The sequence below is a fragment of the Bartonella sp. AA126HLJHH genome, from assembly GCF_042197425.1.
Classification (GTDB): Bacteria; Pseudomonadota; Alphaproteobacteria; order Rhizobiales; family Rhizobiaceae; genus Bartonella.
This window is the reverse complement of the sequence record NZ_JBHIRU010000019.1, coordinates 1-22,339: the sequence shown is the minus strand read 5'-3', so window position 1 is coordinate 22,339 and position 22,339 is coordinate 1. Positions and strand designations below refer to the sequence as shown.

Here is a 22,339-nt window from a genome sequence, read left to right as displayed (position 1 = left end):
TGTGTTTTCAGGAATGCGAGTTTCCATGTTTTATCTCCTTGAATATGCTGGAGATACAATGCCTTTTTGCTAATTATATTCCAAAAGGGATATAGAGCAGCTAAAAAGGAATAGGAAAATACTTTAAACAAATGTTTGTTATGAGAAGTAAAATGTGGCTATACAATCCAAAAGACCTCACTTATGTCTGAAAAAAAAGCGGGCTATCCGTATACTATTATCATATTATCATCGAATTTCTCATGAGAGAGAATAATTTAAAAAAACTGGATACTATCGTTTATTGGTTTCTAGCTTATAAAGTAGGGGGTATATCTGCTTATTTTTATAAAAGTGTTACTGTTTTTATGGGAAGAATATTTATAAAATGAGATTAGAAGGCGCATTTGAAGATAAAAATAAATATCAGTAATGTTCAATTCATAGTGTTATAAAAGATCATGGATTAAGTTAAATAAAAAGCTTATTGAATTGTTATGACATCATATTTGTTAATATGTTACACGATAATTTTTTGATATTTATCTTAGATGAAGAGTTTTATGAAATGAGTAAGATATATTTGGTTGTGAGTTGGTTTGCAGAGAAAGCATTATATTTTATGGTATAGGGGATAGATCAAGATTTTTTACACAATTATTTGTGTTGATAGGGGCTTCAAGCTATTGTTGTGTTATGCGCCGTGTTTATACCATAGTGATTTTGGGGTAGAGACGTTAGAGATTGTTTTTCTGCTTTGCGTTTTGTCGATCAACTTTGATGGATATTGTATAGAAAGTGGGACTGTTGCCGTGGAGAGAGAGATTATGCTTTTACTTATAATATCAATGAAAAAAGCAGCGGAAGATTACGGCAAAGTATTTGTACAGGAGAGCTTAGTTAGGGAATAACTTTTTAGCTCGTGAAGTTTGTAAAATAAAATGCTTTCTATAAGAAAAATAATATTTTTATAAAGTAAAATAATAACACTTTTAATAATTATTATTTGCATATATAAGCATAAAATATAATTATATTTAATTATAATACTATTTAATAACTACCTAAAAAGTGTGATTTTCTTTATGACTCATAAATATAACTTGCTATTTATTATACTTATCGTATGTTTATCGACGGGAGGATTGATTTCTACCGATATTTTTTTACCAGCACTGGGCGATATGCGTCAATATTATCAAGTGACACAATCTCAAATTCAAAGTGCAGTGGCGGTTTTTTTGTTGGCATTGGCACTTGGACAGCTCATTTATGGGCCGCTGAGTGATAATTTTGGGCGTAAAAAAACACTTCTATTGGGCTTATTCTTGTGGTTATTTACGACACTTGGTGTGATTTATACGGTTCATATTCACGCTTTTCTTGTGTTACGTTTTTTGCAAGGTCTTGGTGCTTGTGCGGGACTTGTCTTAAGTCGTGCAATTATCAATGATTTGTTGGATAAAAAAGCGGCTGGAAAACTTTATTTGATTGTTTTCCCTTTTATTGGAATGTCGCCAGCACTTGCACCTTTCATTGGTGGACTTTTGATACAGGCTTTTCATTGGCAGGCAACTTTTATCTTTTTAAGCTTTTTTATATTTTTGACCATTTTGCTATGTTGTTTTGTGCTAAGCGAAACTCTACCCCCTCAAAAACGGCAGCATTTTTCTCCTGTAGGATTGATGAAGGCATATTTAGGCGTTTTCAGAAACAAACAATTTATTTTTTATGCACTTATTCCGTGTTTTTCTTACGCTGCCTATTTTGCTTATATTGTGGAGTCGCCTTTTTTACTCACGACTTTGGGGTTATCGCCGATACACATTAGTTATAGCTATATTGGTGTCTCGTTTCCCTATATTTTGGGAAATCTTTTGGCGCGATGGTTTTTTGAACGCGAGTCTATGGAAAAAACTGTGGGGAGAGGGTACATTATTTTCGTGATAGGTGGTGTGCTGTTTGCTTTGCAAATGTATCTAAGCCCATGGCCCCTTGTGACAAGTTTTATGGCTATTGCTGTTCTTACTTTTGGCAATGGTTTTTTATTGCCGTTAGGAACAGCGTTGGCTATTTCATCGCATCCGAAAGCTGCGGGAGCGGCTTCTGGTGTTATGGGATCTTTGCAATTAGGAAGTGCGGCACTCAGTGCAGCGGTTATCGGAAAAATCTCTGGTCATAGCCCACGGGCTATGGCAACTTTGTTAGCAGGGTGTTGCCTCATTGGTTTTATCATTTATATTCAAAAAGCGCGTCATTTTATGACTTCAGAAATAAGCTGAGTAAATGATAAAAAGAAAGCATTATGCGGAAATGCTTTTGATGTTTTACACAAATGGGGCACCTGTACATTAGATGATTTTTTTTTATTAAGTTGCTGGATTGAGTGGATTTAAAATTTGTTACAAGCTTAGTTTGAGTTTAACAAATCGATTATTATGGGGGAGAATATGAGCCTAGAGTTTCAACATATTTTCATTATATTGGGTGGGAAAATTTCTGGCTCTAATGCATGTTTAAAAATAAGGGGAGGAATTGATCAATGAGCCTTCCTATTATTATTCTTTCTCCTGTAATGCCAATTTGGGATGGTGGTGTTTTTTGTTCTCCATTGACAAAGCTATGTTCAACAAAAGGATTCCCTGTCACTCTGCTGGATACGCTTTCTCTTTTTCCTAAGAGTTCTCATGTTCTCAATTATTCTGCTGTAGACATTTTATCTTTTATGGCAGAAAAACTTAAAAGCTATTTTAAAGAGCCCGCAGTTCTTGTGGGATTTTCTATGGCTGGAACATTGGTACAAATATTGGCAGCCCAGCTTCCCAATGTTCAAGCTGTGCTTGCTGTGAATGCGCCTGGCTATCCAGATAAGGTTTTGCAACGGCGCCTTGGAGATATTCTTGCCTCCTTAGAAAATAATGATTTATCGGGGGCTTTGGAAATACTCAATGGTTTTATGCATCCTTCTGGCGTTATGAAAAAAAGAGTTTTATTGGAGATTCCCGATAAACAAAAAAGCTTGGCAATTGAACGCATGACAAGAGGCTTTAAACTCTTATTAGAAATAGATGCTAGAGATGAGATAGTTAAGTATAAGGGGAAGTTTTTAGCTTTAGTGGGAGAAAAGTCGCAACTTGCAACGGTAAATAATCAGACGAAAAGTCATAATCTGAACCATGAATATAAGATTATCTCTGGTGCTGGTACGCGTTTGTGGGAGGATAATCCTACTATGACGGATGCAGTTATTGATGAGTGGCTGGAGGGATTATGAAAAAGAAAGTTCTTGTATTACCTGGTGATGGGATAGGACCAGAGGTTTGTGATGCTGCGCTGATGGTTTTAGAGCAATTCCAATTGCCGATTGAATTAACTTATGGTGATATTGGTGTTGAATGTTGGAAACGGGAAGGAGATCCTATCCCTCAAGCGACTTGGCAAAAAATTACTCAGAGTGATGCTATTTTACTTGGTGCTGTGACCCGTAAAGGAAAAGAAGCGGCTTTAAAAGAACTTGCTCCGCATTTAAAAGAGAAAAACCTTGCCTATGTTTCTCCCGCACTTCAACTTCGCCAAAAGTTAGGTTTGTTTGCGAATATACGTCCTGTAAGATACATCTTTGGTCCGAGAAAACCTTTTCATTTTTGTGTTATCAGAGAAAATAGTGAAGGCCTTTATGCTGGATTAGATTTTCGGGGTATTTCTCCTGAAACAGCCGTTTGGCTAAAACATCCAAATTTGACAAAATATGGGCTTGAGGAAGCTGCGTGGACAGTCCGTTTGCAGACACGCTTTGGTTTAGAGCGGTTATTTGAATACGCTTTTTCTTATGCAAGGAAATATAGCTTTAGGCGAGTTACTTTTGCTGATAAGCCCAATGTTATGCGAGAAAGTGGACAATTTGCTCAGGAAATTTTTGAGAAAATTGCGCAAAACTATCCGGAAATTGAAGCAGATATTCATAATGTTGATGCGGTTGCTTTGTGGATTGCAACCAAGCCAGAGCGGTTTGGTGTGATTGTTGCTGAAAATATGTTTGGCAATATTCTTTCTGATCTTGGCTCTGGGATAATGGGGGGATTGGGGCTTGCATCTCATGCGAATGTGGGGAGCGAGATTGCTTATTTTGAACCTGTTCATGGAAGCGTACCACGTATTGCTGGACAAAATAAAGCAAATCCTTCTGCGATGCTTTATACCACGGCTTTACTCTTAGAGCACTTAGGCTTTAAAGATGCAGCAAAACAACTGTCTGAGAGTGTTGATCAGGTTATTCGTGCTGGAAAAACCGTTACCTATGATCTTGGAGGTATAGCCTCTACCCGTCAAATGGCTGAAGCTGTTCGCAATTCTCTTATGAATTCTGTCTTTGTTCATCGTGCTGCCATTATTACCATTGGTGATGAACTCCTTTCAGGACAATATTTGAATACGAATTTACAAGATTTAAGCCAAAGCTTGAACAAGAGAAATATTCAAGTCACACGTCATTTTGTTTGTGCTGATCAATTACAGCAAATCAGTGAGACTGTTGTTTCTTGTCTTGGACAAGAAGATCTTATCATTATCAGTGGGGGATTGGGACCAACATCAGATGATAAAACACGCGATGGAGTTGCTCAAGCTGTAAAGCAGCCTTTGGTACATCATGAAGATGTTTGGCAAACAATAAAAGGTCAATTACAACGATTAGGGATTACGGCGGATAAGAGTAATGCACGTCAAGCATTGTTTCCTGAGACAGCAACTGTGCTTGATAATCCTACAGGCACAGCACCAGGGTTTTATCTCTCTTGCGATGGAAGTACACTTGTTGTTTTGCCTGGTCCACCATCACAGGCTCTTGCGCTTTTAGAGAATTATTTAGAACACAACGAGAAGAAATATTTTTCTGTATCGCGTGCGGAGTATGCATGGACTTTGATTGGAATTGATGAAAGTACTATTGCGCAGTGGGTTGATGATCATCTTGAAAATGAACCCTTTGAACGGCATTTTTTATGGAAAAGCCCCTATGTTTTGGTGCAACTGGTTGCTCAATCAGAAGCGCTCTTGGAACAATATTTCGTGGAAGCATTTGAAAATCATTTTCACCCCTATTTAGTTGGGGCAGAAGTTACTACTGCTTGTAAACAATTAGCGATGCATGCAGAGGTTCATTGGTCTGCCAATGATCCGCTGCTTTTAAAATATTTTCAGCCCATAGAAAAAGGTAAACAAGATATTCCACTGCTTGAGGTTGAAGTGAGCCTAGAGCCTTCTTTGGAGACATTAGAAAATCAAGCAGAAAGCCTTGGACATGCTACCATAACTATACGGATGAAAGGTTATGGTGAGGATTATATTACTTTTCCCTATACGCGACCACTTTTAGGTGTCGTCTTACAAGAATATGCAGCTTGGGCTGTCTTAAAAAGATATTTGAAAACGGAGAAGAAAAAATGAAACTCTATGGGGATGTAACAATATTGCTTAAATTATTAAACGTTCTATTATAGGAAGTATTTTGATCCTTTTCTTCAGTGGTTTTTGTCTATAGGGTAATTTTTCTTTTGATGTGTCATTAAATGACTTTGATTGATTCAAGATTAAGAAAAACTTTACGATATTAGGCTCGCTATATTCAATATTTATAATGATTAATTATGATTATAAATCAAGATGTTATCTTTCATGGAGCTGATGACAAGGAATCCAGAGACGTCATGTACCGCAAGCGTTGTAGATAATTAAGATTCTTTGTAAATCAAAAAGTGATGGTGTGAAAAGACAAGAAGTCGTGTCATTTACAGGAAAGCTTTGCAAATTTTATTGAACAATATGTCCGTGAAGAGTTTATTGCGAACATGTGCCGTTCTGTTATCTGATAATAAATTGCTGTAAAGAGCTCATAAAATTTTTCCTTTAAGTTTTTGTGTGATTGCATGATCGTTGGGTGTTCACTTCCGAGGGGTGAGATTTTTCAATTTGATAACAGGAAGAACTATTTTTTCTGTAAGACGTGAAGATTTAAGGAGTGATCATTTTACGCTTTTGTTTTCTTTTTGATTGGTAATTTGTAGGAATTTTTTTGGGGAAAATATTTAATGTGGTTAAAAACATTTTATGCGTGTGTGGGAGAAAAATAAAAATGTGGTCTTAATTGTTGATAAGAGTGTCAATATTTTTGATGAACAAATTTTAGTCGTAATTCTTAGTATCTAGATGGGAAGTTTATTGCATTTTTTAACAGTTCGTATTCTATCTGTTGTGATGCGCAGTGGTTTTTTAAGCAAAAAAGAAAGGGCTTTTATGTATCAGATTGATTACAACAGTTATCGTTCTGTCAAAAGTTTTAGTCGTCGCGTTCATTTTCTCGTTATGCATTATACGGCTATTGATTTTAAAGCCTCGATTATGGCGCTTACAGGAGAAAAGGTTAGTGCACACTATCTTGTTCCTGATCCTTCAGAGCAGACATATCGTGAGGCAGGCTTTAAGGATATGCGTATTTTTAATCTGGTTGATGAAAATGAGCGTGCATGGCATGCGGGTGTGAGTTCATGGGCTGGGCATAGTCATCTCAATGATGCATCTATCGGGATTGAAATCGTTAATTTAGCGACTTATCATGATGGGACGGGTATGTTTCCTCCTTATAATCCAATACAAATTGATGCTGTTAAGGAACTTGCCTTGAATATTTTTCAACGGTATCCTGATATTATGCCAACAGATGTTGTGGGACATAGTGATATTGCCATTGGAAGAAAAAGTGATCCAGGAGCAGCTTTTCCATGGAGAGAACTTTATAGCGCAGGTATAGGAGCATGGTATGATGATGAACTAAAAAGTCATTATCAAGAGCAATTCTCTAAGAATTTGCCACCCAAAGAAGATGTTTTGGCGAAGCTAAAATGTTATGGATATGACATTTCTGCTGCGTGTACCCAAACAGGATACAAAGATTTGATCCGAGCATTTCAACTTCATTTTCGTCAAGAAAATTATGATGGGATTCTAGATGTTGAAACAGCAGCAATTCTTTATGCATTGGTTGATAAGTATTTTCCGTGAATTCAATGCGTTTTAATTGAAAATATGGCTTATGATTACGTGTAAGCCTTTTTATTATCAGGAAAGGCTGCTTTTTGCCAATTGGCTTTATGTAAAAAGGGCATTAATCGTGTAAAAAATCCCATGTACGGTATAAGGTGTTTTATGGAAACATAACTCTGAAAGCTCTATGATTTGCAGAGATTAAATTTTACTGTTTCTTTTCTTCCTTTAAAAACGCGTAAAGTCAAGATGTTGCGTATATCATGGCATGTTCCTTACGCAGGGTAAAACGCTTCAAATAAAATGGATTTGTATTGTATATTTCCATGCTTGTTTTAAAGAAATGTCTTTTAGTGTGTATCACAACATATATTTTACAGCGACGTTCATAGAGAATATAATCTAAAATCCTCTATGAAGTGTATCCTCATTTTTATGCTTAATAAAAGTGCCTAGCATTATCGTACATTTTGTCAGATCTCAATGTTACGACAACCCTTGGAATTTAAAACGATTCATAAAAGGATTTTCTTTACTCGTTTTTATTCACACGGCTCTCTCCGCTTGTCGTGTACAAGTGACAGGTTTTGGTTGATTGAAACATGAAAAATAAAAAATTATGATTATAAATCAATGTGATGTAGGTTCAGGAAAAATAGGGGTATTTACAGATTGCTCCTGATAGGAGGCTCTATTCTTTAGAAGGGGAAGAGGTCAATTCATTTTTTGAAGATATATCGCTTTTCTCTTTTATTGCTTTAGGGAATATTTGCATCGTTTTGACAGCATGTTTCTTGATGATTAAGTTTTTTAATGAAGCCGTGTTATAAAACGTTGCGTTTTAGAGTGTTGATAGAAGACACATTCAGGCATATCAAAAACACAATGATGTCTTGTTTTTTCAATAGTTTATCTGTTCAGTGTAGAATTTATTTGAGAAGATCATGACCTAAATTAACAAAGGTTAGAAGTAAATTACCAAGAAAGACCAATTTGGTCATAAAGCAAAGGGGTTATTCATGCTTTAAAGGGCAAGGAAGAGATTGTGTTTGAAGTAATGTGTAAACGCCCGTGTGAGGTGCTCTTATCAAGCATATCAGGTTAATCTTCTAAGAGTAGTTTTATGAAACTAAGGCGGTTTTTTTTCGAGAGACAAGACAATACGTATCAGGAAAAGATATTCATGATATTTGATTTCAAAAATAAAAACTGGCAAACCATGTTGCCAGTTTTTAAAAGCTGTAGCTTAAATAGGATTAGAATGAACGCTGTAAACGGATCATACCTTGAAAAGCATTTTTCTTGTTGAATAAATGTTTTTCATTATTATTTTTATCCGTCACAACGCGATCATCATTCCAATTAACATAGGTTAATTCAGGTGTAATCACAAATCCTGGAACCAGCGTGTATGTAATATTTACAGAAGTTGCAAAGGTTTTTACAGCACTATAAGAAACTTGAGCATTCAAATTTGCTTTTGGAGTAAGCTTGTAAGTGGCACCCGCCCAAGCAGCCCATTTACCACCCCAGTTTGCATAAATTGTTGTGCTTTTTCGTGATAACTCATCATTTGCATTTACTGTGTAGTAATCAAGGCCATTTTTATAGCCAGCCATTACCCATAGATTGAAACGATCGTTGACATTGAAATCTGCACGTACTTTTCCAGCCCACTTTTTGTAGTAAGTATCATATGCTGCAACTGCTGAAAAACCACCCCATTTTTGCATGAACTTTATACCCAAAACCACATTCGGGGTGTAATTTTTAATGGCTTTACTTGGAAGAGTGCCCTCAGTGATAGAAACAAGCTTATCATCTTTATCAATGTAGTATCCTGTTATTCCTGGAAGAGAATCTGCATTATTGCCTAATTCAGCGCCGATAATAGCAGAAAAGCCGGAGTCACCACTAAAGGTGTAGGAAATAAAATTAGTGCGTGTTGTGCCGGCAGGCGCTATGCTGTCATCATTGAGAACATTTCCATAACCACCAGTCCAGCTGTTGAAAATTGTGTCATCAAGACCTACGCGAAAACCACCCAGTTCAATGTAAGCCGCGGCAAGCTTTGCAGCAGCGTTGTCTCTACCATCACCCCAGTTTGAATAAATTCTTGCATATGAACGAAGTGTTCCCATTTCTGTTTCAGAAGCTGCTTGAAAAACAAGGGTGAGCCGTGATGCTGCGCCATAGGTTTTTCTTTTGTCTCTTAGTTCAGTTTCGGTTGTTGCATCGATATTATCACCGCCTATAAAATCAGTACGAACATTTCCTGATAAACGCATGCAGGTTTCTGTTCCAGGGATATAAAAATATCCTTTTCCATAGGCATCACAAACGCGAATATATTCTACAGGTTCGGGTTCGGCGATAACTGTTGAAGCAGCATGTGCTCCAGAAATTGCTAAAAAAGCTGCTGTAGAGCTTAAAAAGAGGGATTTAATATTCATATGGGATCTCCGAGGTCCGGTTAAATTTCTTCTAAAGAGTACCATTTGCCTAACGCATTAAGGACAAAGACATAAGTAAAATACGCAGCACTTGTTATCTTAGCTATAACTAATCTTTTTAGAGTTTCAAATATGAAATTACCTTTTTGTAATATATACATGTACTATTCGAGATGCTGTGGTAAAAAAGACACAATTTTTGTTTTATTAACTTTTGCTCCTTATGGGATCAATAAAGGAAAAAAAATTTCAGATATTTGGGAAAAAAATCGAAAATGTCTTGAACTTTCTGTTGATACCATTTATGCCTCTCTGTTGGAGAGGTGGCCGAGTGGTCGAAGGCGCTCCCCTGCTAAGGGAGTAGGGCTCAAAAGGCTCTCGAGAGTTCGAATCTCTTCCTCTCCGCCATCTATTGTTATAAAAGCAGTTGACTGTGTATCGGAATTCTGTTTATCCCGTTGGGATTATGCCTCTCATATAAAAAGCATGTTCTAAACACAAATATACTTGTATTGCCGATTTATGCGCTTGTTTTAAAGAGATATCTTTGCAATGTGTATAAGCCCATTTTGCGACGCTGCCTCGTAAATGGTATAAAACACAAAAGTTTCTGTGAGACATATAAAGCCTTATAAAGCCACATCATTTGTATACTTATGAAGATGCAAAGAGGCATATTATATATCTGCTTATATATCTGCCTTCCTGTTGTTATAGATTTTGACTATGAGAGTTCATAAAAGGCATTTTTCCTTTCTAAATCGTTTTTATTTATACGGCTTTCTTTGCTTATGATGTGCAAGCAAATGATTTTGATTGTTTCAACCATAAAGCAGATTTGAAAAGAAAGAATCTTACAATATTTGCGTTTGGTATATTATCATTATAAATCAACGTGTTGCTTTATATTTGCATTGTGTATTGAAAGTTGGATGTGGCAATGCTCTCAAAAAAGTTATAGATTTCTTTTAGAAGAAAACATTGTGGGTGAAATGTTATGGTTTTCCTCTCATAGAGACTTTTGAGAGTGTTTCATCCATCTCATGACAACCAAACCACACATGAAAAAAGTAATGGTCGGTAATATTAGGTAGTAAGATGGAGAAACTTTTGCAGGAAGAAAAGAAATAATACTCAATACTGTAATTGAAAATATTCTTCCGCTAAAAGAGACAGCACCAACAACACCGGAAATATGCTGCGTTTGTTTTTGGTTAAGTTCTGAGAAAAATAAGCTTTTTGCACCGATCGGTACAGTGCAAATAAATCCATGGATTAAAGAGAAGGCGATGACTGATGCAGCCGTTTGATGGCTATGAACTGAAAAATAGAGCGCTATGCACATCAGCGCAGAAAAGAAGGAAAAATATTTTATAGAATTCTTATATTTTTTATCAAGAACATGATACTTAGACATCAGCAAATTTGAAAAATATTGTGCTGAAAAGGCTCCAATATGGCAGCACATCAAGACGAGCATTTGCGAACCGTTGAGGTGATGAATTTTTCCCCCTAAAAGTATTATTGGTTGCCAGAAATGATAAATAATCTGAATACCAGCGCTAAAAAGGCACATGAGGAAAATAAACCATGCTCCTCCTACTGTATTTTGAAATATCCAGAGCGTTTCCTTGGCATTGTGCAAGATTGTTTTTGTTTTGGACGTTTCAATTGTCGTTTTCTTTTCTTCAGGAACAATAAGGAAGATCAAAAAAATAAATCCCATCATGAGGCATGAGATGATATATCCCATAAAATATCGTCCAGAGTAATAGATCGTTCCAATTCCTACAATCCCACTGAGAATACTTCCGAAAGAGTTAACCTGGTGGTAGAGATGAGCATAATGCGAAAAGTGATCCTGTTTATCGCCTAGAGAATGGTAAATCCATCCGTCAATGGCGCTGACAATGATGCAAATGCCTGCTGCATAGAGAATTTGCGCAATAATAAGTGCTGTCATATTGGGAGCTTGAAGGCATAGAAGATAAAATACTCCTGTCATAAAGACCCCAGCCATAACGGAATATTTACGCCGATATCTGTCAGATAAAACAGCGCAGGGAAAATCAAGCAGCAGAATGGTGGTGGAAAAGACAACCTGAAGCAGAGCTAATTGCGCCAGACTCACTCCCATGGACATTAAAAAAATCGCATGGTAAACGCCGATCAGCATGCGGACAGCATTATAGGAGCCATAGGTGAGAGCAAGGGTGCGTGCTCTGTTCATTGTGTTGTTCCATAGATTGTACAATAAGAATTTTCATTGAAAAGAATATTTTTCTGTGAAAAGGTAGCGGTTTCATATCCCCATTCAGGGATTAGTGGAAAGAAGGCTTCCATAACCATCCCAAAATTTAAAAGGTCCCTTAGTCTATATGAGATTTCAAAGCGTATTAATGAGAGCAAATGATGCAACTTTAAAGTGATTATGAGGAGCAACATAAGCCTCATAAATGAGATTGTCATCTTTGGAGGGGAGTTGCTTGTGGGGCTGTTGCTTCCGTAGTAATCATTTTGTCTAGATCTGTAAAATGACCCTAGGACGGCAAGATCATTGACATAATTAGGACTTATAGAAGTGTGTTTATTTTTTATACACCATTTACTGATCCATTCTCTTTGCTGATCAGCTGAAATAGCACAAATGATCCATAAATCGGTTTTTGGTAATTTTTTGATATCTTTTTTTATAGTCATCAACATTTGTAATCCCCCCCTTTCTTTCTGACTGTTTCTCCGTATCACTTTACGTCTAAAAAAGTTTTTTTCAGAATTCATCTTTACTTTATTTATTAAAAAGATTGTCTCGCAAGGTGCTTTTTAATCACGTCATTACGATTAAGAATTAAATTTCTGATATAAGAGGAAGGGTGCATGATACATTGTGACTAAATACATAAATCCCTCCGTATCCTGAAATGACGATTTCCTTTTGCAAAACAGTATCTTGAATGGAAGCTCGATAACCATTACTTTGATCATGAAATGATAACCTAAAAGAGTGCTTATGATTGCTTGAAGATATTCTTTAGATATTACAGAAAGAACAAGAAAATAGTTTAAAAAAATCAAACTTGGGATGAAAGCTTTCATCTTATGATGGATGATGGTGAATTTTAAACTTCATCTACTGTTTTTTTGAGCTACTGTGCTGTAAGAAAGATCAAACTCCCCCAATTCATGTCTCTAATTTAGATCATTGATCATAAAACATTATATACTGTCTTTTCAAATTATAACTTTGCTCATTGCTTGTCTTCACTGATTAAATCAACATTTCTCTAAAAATGCCGCTTGAGAAAAATGCATCCTATCAGTTTAATATTCTATGATCTTTTAATTAATTTAAAGAAGATAACATAAAATATACGATAAAAAATGAATAAATTTCAATTTTTATAAAAAAAAACAAACTTTTTACTGTTGCTGATAAAAAACAAAGCTATATTAAAAGTAGCCTTTATATCCTTCAATACTATTGATTTTTGGTTGTTACCGGATGAAGGCTCCTTTGTTTTGGAAAGAGCGGAGCAGAATTTAAGAGCAGAATGGGCGCGTGCATGGAGGCTTGGGCGTGATTTGTCTTTAAGTTGGATACTAAGCCGCTTGATGGTTGAGGGCGTTCACCATGTGAACATAACGCAACCTTGTGAGGATATTTTGGTCGCACCGGATGAAGCCGTCGCACTAGGGGATATTGTCTTGTCTGAACGGGGGCGTGCTTATTGATTTCCTCGTTGTTATTGCTGCTTAATTTCAGCCATTATTTTCTGAAAAAGAAGCTTTGTAGGGAGAAGATCATACATGGAGCAGAGTGTAAAACGAAGAAATGCATATAACTGATCCAGTAATGTTGACAATAATCGCTCAATATGTTCCTCTGGTTTTTCAAACAAATGGCTAGATTGGCTTTTATTCTCTGAGATAAGTGTTACTCTCGATGAGATAGAATGCGGATGAGCGAATTATTAGTTAAGGGATTAGAGTAATGGGGGGGAAAAATAATCGTCAAGATTTGAGTTATTTCAAAGTCGCTGTATTCGGTATGATTATTATGATTTTGGGGATGGGGATCGGGCGATTTTTCTATACGCCGGTATTTCCAGTTATGTTGGATGAAGGATTGTTTACCTTTAAGCAACTTTCTTATATAGCTAGCGCTAATTATGGCGGTTATTTAATTGGGAGTATGTTTTTTTCGTTTTGCAGAGTTGGGAATATATCCCGTGCTCCCTACATGCTATTTGGTGCAGCTATAGTGACGAGTGCACTTATTTTTGCCATGGCGTTGACACCAAACTTTTACTTGGTCTTCTTTATCCGCTTTGCTGCCGGTATCGCGAGTGCGGCAATGATGATTTTTGGTTCTATGACGGTTATGCAGCATAGTCACAAGGTGTGGGTTATTGCTTCGCTCTATGCGGGTGTGGGAGTTGGTATTCTACTGGGTAATGAGTATGTTATTATTGGTTTGAGTAAATCACTGAACGCGCAAAGTATTTGGTTTGGAGCTGGTTTAATATCTGTTATATTGTTGCTCGTGTTATTTATTTTATTTCCACGTCGTGTTGATGCATCTCAATTTGCTATTAACGAGTCATTGGCACACGAAAATATCGTTTGGTGGGAACTCGCTCTGATTTATGGGCTCGCTGGGTTTGGTTATATTATTGTCGCGACATATCTTCCTCTGATGGCGAAAACATTTAATTTCCCACTACTCGCTAACCACTTATGGTCGTTTGTCGGAATAGCCATTGTTCCTAGTTGTTTCATTTGGTTATGGGGAGCCCATCGGTGGGGGGTATTACGTTGTTTGATGCTCAATTTGCTTATCCAAGGAGGATGCGTATTACTGACATTATTCAGCCAGTCTCTTGTACTGATCGTTCTCAGTTGTATAGGGTTTGGATTTACTTTTATGGGGACGACTTCTTTAGTTATGCCGTTAGCTAAGCGTTTATATGCGCCGTATGGCATAAATCTGCTAGGCTTGGCTACCTTAACTTACGGTTTTGGCCAAATATTAGGACCTCTCTTGACGAGTTTTTTACAGTTTGGTTCACATGCCATTGCGCTTTCCGTTATCTGTGGTGCTGTAGCGCTTTTTGCTGCTGCTGGAATCTGTCAATATTGTCTTTGTAAAAAGGTCGTTGGCGTTTCATAAACCCGCAATCTTCACTAAAAAGTCGAGAGAATTTATTCCATTCTTTTTGAAACATTTTGTGAAAGTCAAATTATTCTAATAGGGGAGATTACAGAATGCTTCACTCTACAGTCGCTATTTTGGGCGTTGGTCCTCGTGGGATCAGTATTCTCGAACGCTTGCTCACACTTTATTCCCATTATCCATTTTCTGGGAACATTGATATTTTATTGATTGATCCCAATGAGATGGGAACCGGTACCCATAGTGTGCATCAACCGGATCATTTATTGGTTAACACTGTCGCTTGCCAGATTACTTTATTTGGTGATGATACAGTTAAGGGTGTCGGGCCTATTCGGAAGGGACCGAATTTCTATCAATGGGCTATTCAACAAGGTTATCGTAATATTAAGGGTGTTTTTTCTCGTACAGAGCATGATGTTGGGAGAGAAATCAAAGAAAATGATTATTTATCACGTCGTTTGTTAGGGGAATACCTGTCTTGGGCTTACCAAGAGCTCACGCAAGATTTACCTTCCGGTATTCGTATTAAGGAGATCCGACAAAAGGTTATTAATCTCCATATCCACCAAGATAATAAAACGGATGTTCTTTTGGAAGATGGCTGTCGTTATAGTGTAGATTTTGTTTATATGACCACGGGTCATGGTAAGAATATATATTCATCGCATGATGAAAGCCTGCAACAGTTTGTCGCTGCTCACCAAATGAAAAATGCGCTTTTGAACTATTATTCGAATCCTTATCCAATTGAAAAGTTGGACTCTATACAATCTCAGTCTCGTGTGCTGCTGCAGGGAATTGGATTAACTAGCTATGATGTCTTGTCGCAATTGACTTACGGTCGCGGTGGGACTTTTACTGAAAATGCTGGACAATTGCGCTACATGCCAAGCGGCACAGAACCGAAGATAGCTTTATTCTCCCGTCAAACATTGCCTTTTAGTAGTCGCGGGATTAATCAAAAGGGTGGTAGTGGGCAATACATACCATCATTCCTTACTCTCGATGCAATACATCATCTGCGTAAGCAATCCAGCATTGCTAACGGTTCTCCGAAGCTGGATTTCGAAACGCAGCTTTTACCTCTGTTGCTTAAAGAAATGTGTTATGTCTATCGAAGTACGCAGCTGGGGCACTGGCTAGACCCTGAAACCTATGTTGTTACTTCCAAAGACGAGCAGTGTATTCAAGCGTTGCTGTATCCTCATCGAAATAAAATATTCGCCTCTCTGAATGATTATACAAGATTCTTCATGGAGCATTTGAAGGACGATCTTCATTCTTCCGCTGAAGGTAATGTTGATGGCCCAGTGAAAGCTGCTACAGATGTGCTACGAGATGTCCGTGATATCTTACGTTCAGCAATTGATTTTTGCGGGTTAACGTCTTCATCTCACAAGTACTTTATTGAATATTTTAATCCAAACTTCAACCGTATTTCTGTCGGTCCACCAATGCAGCGAAACCAAGAGTTGAAGGCTCTGATGGAGGCTGGTATCGTGACTTTGGCTGGTGGACCTTCACCTAAACTTGTTCTCAATGCTAGTACCAGCCGTTTCGAAATTCAGTCTGTTTTCCAAGATGAAAACAGTTCAGTTGATGGAGATGTGCTGATCAAGGCCAAGATTGATAGTTTTTCTCCGTTGCGTGATGAGTCCCCTTTTATCCAGAATTTGGCTGGTCAGGGCATCATTCGACCATTTATCAACCAAGGATATCATCCTGGTGGTATTGATATTGACCGTCGGCAGCATCCTATAGACACTAAAGGGCAAATACAAAATACATTATGGGTGGTCGGTAATCCAGTAGAGGGGCCCAATTTTTATACATATATTTTGCCTAGGCCTTTAGTTAATTCTCGTGCACTGCGGGATGCAGGGCGCTGTGTCACTGACATGTACGAGCAGCTTCTTAATCGCTACTCAGTCAAAGATTCAACAATTAATGTACATTGATGATGTAAAAAGCTTCCTGATACGCATGTCCTCCGTATCCGTTATAATGGCGATGCTGATGCTATTCATTTTTCTTATGTCTATCTCAATAAGAACTTGGTTTCTTATTCCATTGGCTGGAGTGACTGTTTTCGGTTATTTGCTTTTGACGATACCATACTGGTGGTTGAAGGGGAATGCACGCAGTGGTGTGTTCATCCTGTTGGCTTGTGCTTTAGTGCTGATATGGCGTTGGCACTTGCCTGATGTTCATACTGTGCTTGTGCGTTTTACTGATGTCTTTTGGCTATTACTCGCAATGGGATTGTTGCGCCATGTGATGAATACATGGCGTATTTCAGAATTTCTCTCTGAACGGTTGATGCGCTATGGAAAGGGTTCGCTTACCCTGTCCATCGCGATACTGACTGCGTTTTTAGCTTGGCCGATGAGTTTGGGGGTTATCCCCCTAATGATTGATGCCTTGAAAAAAAGTGTTTTTCCCTCTCGCCATTTGGCCGCTATTGTGATGCGAATGATGAGCATCACGATGGTACTAATGCCGACCAGCATCGGTGCAGCAACAGTTTTCGCTGCTATGCCTAGAACACCAATATTCACATCCGCTGCTTTGGGGATACCACTTTTTCTATTCAGTCTGTTGTTGTTGTGCCTTTCTCCTGTTGTACCGCTAGCTAACCCGATTATTTGCGATGAGAGAAGAGCGAATAAAGAAGGAGAGAGAGTAAGAATTTGGATTTTTTTGATATTTTTCTGGCTAATATTTATCGTTGCGTTGACAGTTATTAGGTTGAATGCACTAGAAAGCATTGCATTGACGGCGAGCATTCTATACCTCATTGAGCGTGGGAGTTCACGCAGTATTGATTTTTTGACTCCTTTGGTGGCAGTGATACGCAGTATATCCAGTGAAATTATGTTGTTGCTAGGTTGTAGTCTGCTAATATCTACTTGTGATTTGCTTATTCCTTTGTTGCCGGTGACGTTTAGTCACTCATTGGCATCACTCTCTGTTTGGCAGCGTTATGCCTGTATTCTCTTTGTATTGCCAATTTTCAGTGTAGTAGGAATTCACCCTATGGTGCTATTTAGTTTGGCATTTCCCTTACTAGGGTCATCGATGGCTTATGGGGTTACGGATTATTTGGTTTGGATTTGCTTCTTTATTGCAGCTCAACTCCTTTCTCCTGTATCAATAAATGCTATTTTTGCTTCCAGTAGCCTGCATATTTCACCGGTGGATACGAGCTTTAAAATGCATAGTTATTATGTATTAATATTTAATCTTTTTGCGTTCATTTATTTGAGCTTTTTTATTCAATATTTGTAAATTGTGGAGATCTTATGCCTTACATAAATATTAAAATTACTAATGAAGGGGTTACCTCTGAACAGAAACGGCAACTAATAGAAGGGGCAACTCAATTATTAGTTAATATTCTGAATAAAAATCCGAAAACGACTGTTGTCGTGATTGATGAAGTGGAGACAGACAATTGGGGTATTGGTGGTGTCCCCATTACAGAATTAAGAAAAGCTCAAAATAAAGAATAACTCTGTGTATTTGACAATAATTTAAGGTCAATAGGGTTAATCAATGTAAAAAATCCCGTCCTTTAGCAACATTTGATTAGACCGCCATTGGGGCGGTTGTTACAGCCCCTGATGCTGACAACCAAGTTTTTCCCCTCGACGAGCCCGTGTTGGTCTTCACCCATGAGACAGAGAAAATCCAAAAGCTTGGGGCAAGAGGCACGGCTCTTGATGTGATTAAAGCCGTGTGCGCGCAGGGGATTGAGGCACAAATTATTCTTGTGCGGGTGGAAGAAAAGTCAACCATTGCTGAGACACAAACCGAAATGGTGGGATCCAATACTCACTTGACCGGTGTGCATGCCTTAGCGCATGCGCGGGGGCATTTGGGGGTAGAACCTGGAATTCTCTTAGCACCGGCTTATAGTGCAGGGCGGATTGACAATGGCAAAAACCCCGTGGCAGATGCACTGGAACAAGTGGCAGAAAAGTTGCAAGCCATTGCCGTGTTTGATACGGGGGGTAAAAATGCGGAAGAAAGCCTTGCCTATCGTGCAGATTTTTCCTCACGCTTTTGTTATTTGATTGACCCCTTTGTACGGGTGGCAAATCGTGAGGGGGGTGTTAGTGTTAAACCCGCAAGTCCTTTTGCAGCAGCCATGTTTATCAAACGTGACAAGCAAAGGGGCGGTGTTTTTTGGTCTCCTTCTAACCAAGATGTGCATGGCATTTTAGGGACAGCACGCCCCATTAGCTATTTTGATGGCGAAATTGATCATGAGGCAAATCGCCTTAACCAAGCCGATATTGCAACCTTTATTCCAGCACGACTTAGTCAAAATGGGCAGGGAGAAGTAGCTTCCAATGGGCGCATTTTATGGGGAAATCATACCACCTCCAGTGATCCACTTTGGCGCTTTGTCAATGTGGTGCGCACCCGTGCAGCCTTGGAAAAAACGATCATTAACAATTTCCGCCCTTGGGCCAATGATGAAAACCTTACTGGTCAACATGTCATTGCCATTACCCGCAGCCTTACACAGTTTCTTGATGATATGATTGCGCGTGGTGCGCTTTTGGGTGGCCGTGTTTGGTTTGACCGCGATTTAAATTCCAACAGCACTTTACAATTGGGAAAATTGCGGGTGGAATTTGATGCAGAAGAAGTGCCACCTTTAGAAGATTTGAGTTTCGGCAGCCGGCGCAATAGCGCTTATTTTGACCGTTTGGCGCAAGATATCCAAAAGAAAATGACTTATCAATTTGGCGATACGCTTGAAACTTATCGCAAAGCAGCAAGGAGTTAAAGCATGACTTTACGCATTGTACGCGGTTTTACCTTGATTGTTGATGATGATGTGAATCTTCACCTTGATCTTGAAACATTGAAACTGCCCACGTTGGAAGAAATTACAGAAACCTATCAACCGGGCGGCTCTGATATGCAAATTGATGTGAGCGGTCTTGGTGTCAAAGCCCTTGGCTTGCAAATGAAAATCCGCAGCCATACCCCCGAAATTATCGGCATCTTTGGTGGTCCTCCTGGTCTTCGTCATAAATTCACTGGCAAAAAACATGTGATCTCTGAAGAAGATGGGCGTGAGCATGAACATTCCATTGATGTGACAGGGCGCTTGGTCAAAGTCGATAGCGAAGGCTTAACGGCTGGAAAAGCAACAGGCTATGATTGCGAGATCAAAAATATTTGGGATTATACGGAATTTTGGGATGGTTCTGTTTTGCACCGCTTTTCTTTTAAACGGGGCGGCTGGCTTGTCCGCAACGGGCAAGAGATCGGTTCTCGCCGCCGCTCTATTCTCAATTTATAGGAATTGATCATGACAAGTTTACAAACCAGCATTGACGTGGAATTGCAGGTTCCGCTTCCTTATCAAGATAAAGGTGGCAAAGAATCTCTCTGCAAGAAACTGACCTTTTATCGCCCCACTTTTAAGCATGCCAAGCAATTAGCGGTGCTCATTGGACCACAATTGACAGAGCTGCTGCTTCCTGAGTTTGGAGAGCAAAAAACAACTTTGAGCAATGATGTGCTTATCACGAAGCTTTCTCAAGTTTTGTTCACAAGTGAGGCAACAGAAGGCATCACAGCACTTTTGGCTGATATGTCACGTGAATCTATTGAATTGATTGATCGAGTTGATGTGATGGATATTGTCGCAATATTGAAGGCTTTTTTTGCTTTTTTTACGCAACGCCAATCCTCTCTGCCAGACAATTTGGGGCAGAACTAGCCCTTTATTATCACTGGGCGCCTTCAGAGATTAACCAGATGGATTGGCTGGATGTGATTGCCTATCGAGAAGAACTCGCACGCCTGAAACAACAAGAATATGAAAGTCATCAGTTAGGATAAAGAATCGTCATGGATGTTTCCCTTGTTGTGCGTTTTGTCAATCATCTGCAAGAGGGGATAGCTTCTGCCAAGCGTGATCTTGCAGCCTTTAGTTCAGATGTTGCGCATTTCCAAAACAAGACAAGGCAGCATTTTAAAGGGTGGTTTGACCCTGAGCATCTTGAGGATGCGACAAAGAATGCGGAAAATGCTTTTAACCATGCGCGGGGGCGCATGGTGGGTGCCATTGCGCAAACAGCAACCTTAATTGCACCCCTCTATAAAGCCATGCAATTTGATCAATCGATGAAGGGATTAGAAAAGGTTCTCGATGCCCCCCTTGATCGCTTAAAGGAATTGCGCCGTTTTGCGCTTGAAACCTCCACCAAGATTCCGTTAGCGGCGCGTGAAGTCTTAGAATTGATGACCAGTGCCAGCCAAGCAGGGATTGGCGAACAAGATCTAGAAGCTTTTAGCATTTATGCCGCTAAAGCAGCTGTAGCTTTTGATATGACGGGAGATCAGATTGGGGAGCGCTTTGCCAAGTTGCGCAATGTCTTTAAGCTTAATCAGGCAGGCATTGAAGATCTAGGCGATGCTATCAATCATCTCTCTAACCACATGGCGGCCAAGGCAAGTGAAGTTTCTGATTTTACCAATCGTGCCACCGGTGCGGCAACCATGTTTAAGCTCACCGCGCGCGAAACTGCGGCATTTGGTACGGCGATGATTTCTGCTGGGATTGTTCCAGAGAGTGCCGCGCGTGGTTTTAATGCCATGAGTGCGCGCATTCAAGCAGGAGGCAAGCATATTGAAGATGCTTTTGCCAATATCGGGCTTTCTCGCGAAAAATTCATGCAAGATCTGGACAAAGATGCCACCGGCACCTTGGTACGCTTTTTTAATGTGTTGGGTAAATCCGAACAGGGCATGCGCTCGCTGATTGCCATTGCTGGGCGCGATTTTACTGGTGATTTTGCCAAATTGGTGGGCAATCCCGAATTGTTAGGGCAAGCTTTAGAGTATGTGAAAGATCCACAAGTCTTTAAAGGTTCTGTAGAACAAGAAGCAGACAAACAAGCAACCGGTGCCATGCGGCAATTTGAACTCTTGCAAAACCGTATTGTGGCTCTGGGCATCACCATTGGTGAAGTGCTTCTGCCCCCCCTCAACAGTTTGATGGAAAGTGTTGGCAATTTTACCAATGGGCTTATGGCGTGGGCGAATGCGCACCCAACTTTAACAAGCGCTATTATCAAAACCATTGCCGCTCTGATGGCTTTTAATATTGCTCTGCGCGTGTTGCGCTTTACCATGGCTGGCACACGTCTTGGGCTTCTTCAATTGATGGGCTCTTTTATTAAGCTTAGAGTACTCAGTCGTGGTGTTGCTGCAAGCTGGCGGGGCTTAGCAGCCGCAGGGCGCTCGCTGGGCTTGCTAACCGCGGGTCTTGGGGCAAGTTCACTCCGACTCTTACGCCCCATGACCTTGTTGGTCGGGGCTTTACGGGGGATTGCTGTCTCAGGAAGTGCATTTGCTGCCTCTTTTGGCTCTGTTGGGACAGTGATCGAAGTGGTTGGGGCGGGTATTTCCTCTGTTGTGGGGGGTATTTTTACCCCAATAGGGGCTGTGGTTGCTGCTGTTGTGGCGGTCATACTGGCTGCTGGTTTTGCTTTGTGGAAATATTGGGATCGTTTTTCTTCTTTTATGAAGGGCTTTGCACGGGGGGTATCTCGGGCTTTTGGGCAAGCCTTTGAAGCCGTCATGCGCTTTTTTGGTGCTGAACCCACCACCATCACCAAATGGAAAAATATCATTGCTGCTGCTTTTGATTTCTCTCAAACTTGGC

The 22,339-nt window shown here is 39.4% G+C and carries 15 protein-coding genes, 1 tRNA gene and 1 pseudogene; 14 read left to right on the top strand and 3 right to left on the bottom strand.

Translation table 11 applies throughout. The features are described 5' to 3' along the window. The first annotated feature begins 1,064 nt into the window (after positions 1 to 1,064). From ACFIQC_RS08030 to ACFIQC_RS08015, 4 genes are all read left to right on the top strand, one after another. A complete protein-coding gene (locus ACFIQC_RS08030) occupies positions 1,065 to 2,261 on the top strand; it encodes a multidrug effflux MFS transporter (protein WP_375706989.1) in 1,197 nt (398 codons plus the stop codon). Between the two features lie 260 nt (positions 2,262 to 2,521). Beyond that, entirely contained in the window at positions 2,522 to 3,253 is a 732-nt protein-coding gene (locus tag ACFIQC_RS08025; RefSeq protein ID WP_375630347.1) for an alpha/beta fold hydrolase, read from the top strand. Further along, positions 3,250 to 5,424 carry an isocitrate/isopropylmalate family dehydrogenase gene (locus ACFIQC_RS08020; protein ID WP_375706988.1) on the top strand — a complete coding sequence of 725 codons (2,175 nt, stop codon included), beginning with the start codon at positions 3,250 to 3,252 and terminating at the stop codon, positions 5,422 to 5,424. Before ACFIQC_RS08025 ends, ACFIQC_RS08020 begins: the two co-directional genes overlap by 4 nt. Before the next feature lie 846 nt (positions 5,425 to 6,270). Beyond that, positions 6,271 to 7,035: an N-acetylmuramoyl-L-alanine amidase gene (locus ACFIQC_RS08015; RefSeq protein ID WP_375612480.1), complete on the top strand. Its 765-nt coding sequence runs from the start codon at positions 6,271 to 6,273 to the stop codon at positions 7,033 to 7,035. A 1,238-nt stretch (positions 7,036 to 8,273) separates the two neighbouring features. Here the strand turns inward: ACFIQC_RS08015 and ACFIQC_RS08010 are convergent. Continuing rightward, complete coding sequence (locus ACFIQC_RS08010; protein ID WP_375706987.1) at positions 8,274 to 9,470, bottom strand: porin; 1,197 nt, start codon at positions 9,468 to 9,470, stop codon at positions 8,274 to 8,276. A 317-nt stretch (positions 9,471 to 9,787) separates the two neighbouring features. Here ACFIQC_RS08010 and ACFIQC_RS08005 point away from each other — a divergent pair. After that, positions 9,788 to 9,878: transfer RNA gene (locus ACFIQC_RS08005), tRNA-Ser, on the top strand. 601 nt (positions 9,879 to 10,479) lie between these two features. Here ACFIQC_RS08005 and ACFIQC_RS08000 read toward each other — a convergent pair. Both ACFIQC_RS08000 and ACFIQC_RS07995 read right to left on the bottom strand, forming a co-directional pair. Beyond that, the gene (locus ACFIQC_RS08000; RefSeq protein ID WP_375632603.1) at positions 10,480 to 11,700 is read right to left on the bottom strand and encodes an MFS transporter; all 1,221 of its coding nucleotides are present in this window, start codon (positions 11,698 to 11,700) and stop codon (positions 10,480 to 10,482) included. Beyond that, a complete protein-coding gene (locus ACFIQC_RS07995) occupies positions 11,697 to 12,170 on the bottom strand; it encodes a hypothetical protein (RefSeq protein WP_375682013.1) in 474 nt (157 codons plus the stop codon). The genes ACFIQC_RS08000 and ACFIQC_RS07995 overlap by 4 nt, the downstream gene beginning before the upstream one ends. Before the next feature lie 783 nt (positions 12,171 to 12,953). Between ACFIQC_RS07995 and ACFIQC_RS07990 the strand changes: the two are divergent. The 9 genes and pseudogenes from ACFIQC_RS07990 to ACFIQC_RS07950 form a co-directional block, all read left to right on the top strand. Continuing rightward, positions 12,954 to 13,202, top strand: a pseudogene (locus tag ACFIQC_RS07990) (baseplate assembly protein); the annotation flags it as partial. Between the two features lie 259 nt (positions 13,203 to 13,461). Beyond that, complete coding sequence (locus ACFIQC_RS07985; RefSeq protein WP_375682364.1) at positions 13,462 to 14,640, top strand: YbfB/YjiJ family MFS transporter; 1,179 nt, start codon at positions 13,462 to 13,464, stop codon at positions 14,638 to 14,640. Between the two features lie 95 nt (positions 14,641 to 14,735). Next, entirely contained in the window at positions 14,736 to 16,604 is a 1,869-nt protein-coding gene (locus ACFIQC_RS07980) for an FAD/NAD(P)-binding protein (protein WP_375706986.1), read from the top strand. A 58-nt stretch (positions 16,605 to 16,662) separates the two neighbouring features. After that, positions 16,663 to 17,934 carry a hypothetical protein gene (locus tag ACFIQC_RS07975; protein WP_375706985.1) on the top strand — a complete coding sequence of 424 codons (1,272 nt, stop codon included), beginning with the start codon at positions 16,663 to 16,665 and terminating at the stop codon, positions 17,932 to 17,934. A gap of 14 nt (positions 17,935 to 17,948) precedes the next feature. Continuing rightward, positions 17,949 to 18,158: a 2-hydroxymuconate tautomerase family protein gene (locus ACFIQC_RS07970; protein WP_375607418.1), complete on the top strand. Its 210-nt coding sequence runs from the start codon at positions 17,949 to 17,951 to the stop codon at positions 18,156 to 18,158. 86 nt (positions 18,159 to 18,244) lie between these two features. Beyond that, positions 18,245 to 19,444 (top strand): phage tail sheath family protein, encoded by a 1,200-nt coding sequence (locus tag ACFIQC_RS07965; protein WP_375706990.1) that lies wholly within the window; start codon positions 18,245 to 18,247, stop codon positions 19,442 to 19,444. A gap of 3 nt (positions 19,445 to 19,447) precedes the next feature. Then, positions 19,448 to 19,966 (top strand): phage major tail tube protein, encoded by a 519-nt coding sequence (locus ACFIQC_RS07960; protein WP_375621887.1) that lies wholly within the window; start codon positions 19,448 to 19,450, stop codon positions 19,964 to 19,966. Positions 19,967 to 19,975: 9 nt separating this feature from the next. Continuing rightward, a complete protein-coding gene (locus tag ACFIQC_RS07955) occupies positions 19,976 to 20,389 on the top strand; it encodes a hypothetical protein (RefSeq protein ID WP_375613999.1) in 414 nt (137 codons plus the stop codon). Between the two features lie 131 nt (positions 20,390 to 20,520). Continuing rightward, positions 20,521 to 22,339: phage tail tape measure protein (locus tag ACFIQC_RS07950; protein ID WP_375706984.1), on the top strand; the 1,819-nt coding region annotated here is incomplete at its 3' end.

Excerpts from the sequence above, each read along its gene's own strand:
- ACFIQC_RS08030 (WP_375706989.1), top strand. The coding sequence starts at position 1,065 with ATGACTCATAAATATAACTTGCTATTTATTATACTTATCGTATGTTTA.
- ACFIQC_RS08025 (WP_375630347.1), top strand. The coding sequence starts at position 2,522 with ATGAGCCTTCCTATTATTATTCTTTCTCCTGTAATGCCAATTTGGGAT.
- ACFIQC_RS08020 (WP_375706988.1), top strand. The coding sequence starts at position 3,250 with ATGAAAAAGAAAGTTCTTGTATTACCTGGTGATGGGATAGGACCAGAG.
- ACFIQC_RS08015 (WP_375612480.1), top strand. The coding sequence starts at position 6,271 with ATGTATCAGATTGATTACAACAGTTATCGTTCTGTCAAAAGTTTTAGT.
- ACFIQC_RS08010 (WP_375706987.1), bottom strand. The coding sequence starts at position 9,470 with ATGAATATTAAATCCCTCTTTTTAAGCTCTACAGCAGCTTTTTTAGCA.
- ACFIQC_RS08000 (WP_375632603.1), bottom strand. The coding sequence starts at position 11,700 with ATGAACAGAGCACGCACCCTTGCTCTCACCTATGGCTCCTATAATGCT.
- ACFIQC_RS07995 (WP_375682013.1), bottom strand. The coding sequence starts at position 12,170 with ATGACTATAAAAAAAGATATCAAAAAATTACCAAAAACCGATTTATGG.
- ACFIQC_RS07985 (WP_375682364.1), top strand. The coding sequence starts at position 13,462 with ATGGGGGGGAAAAATAATCGTCAAGATTTGAGTTATTTCAAAGTCGCT.
- ACFIQC_RS07980 (WP_375706986.1), top strand. The coding sequence starts at position 14,736 with ATGCTTCACTCTACAGTCGCTATTTTGGGCGTTGGTCCTCGTGGGATC.
- ACFIQC_RS07975 (WP_375706985.1), top strand. The coding sequence starts at position 16,663 with ATGCTATTCATTTTTCTTATGTCTATCTCAATAAGAACTTGGTTTCTT.
- ACFIQC_RS07970 (WP_375607418.1), top strand. The coding sequence starts at position 17,949 with ATGCCTTACATAAATATTAAAATTACTAATGAAGGGGTTACCTCTGAA.
- ACFIQC_RS07960 (WP_375621887.1), top strand. The coding sequence starts at position 19,448 with ATGACTTTACGCATTGTACGCGGTTTTACCTTGATTGTTGATGATGAT.
- ACFIQC_RS07955 (WP_375613999.1), top strand. The coding sequence starts at position 19,976 with ATGACAAGTTTACAAACCAGCATTGACGTGGAATTGCAGGTTCCGCTT.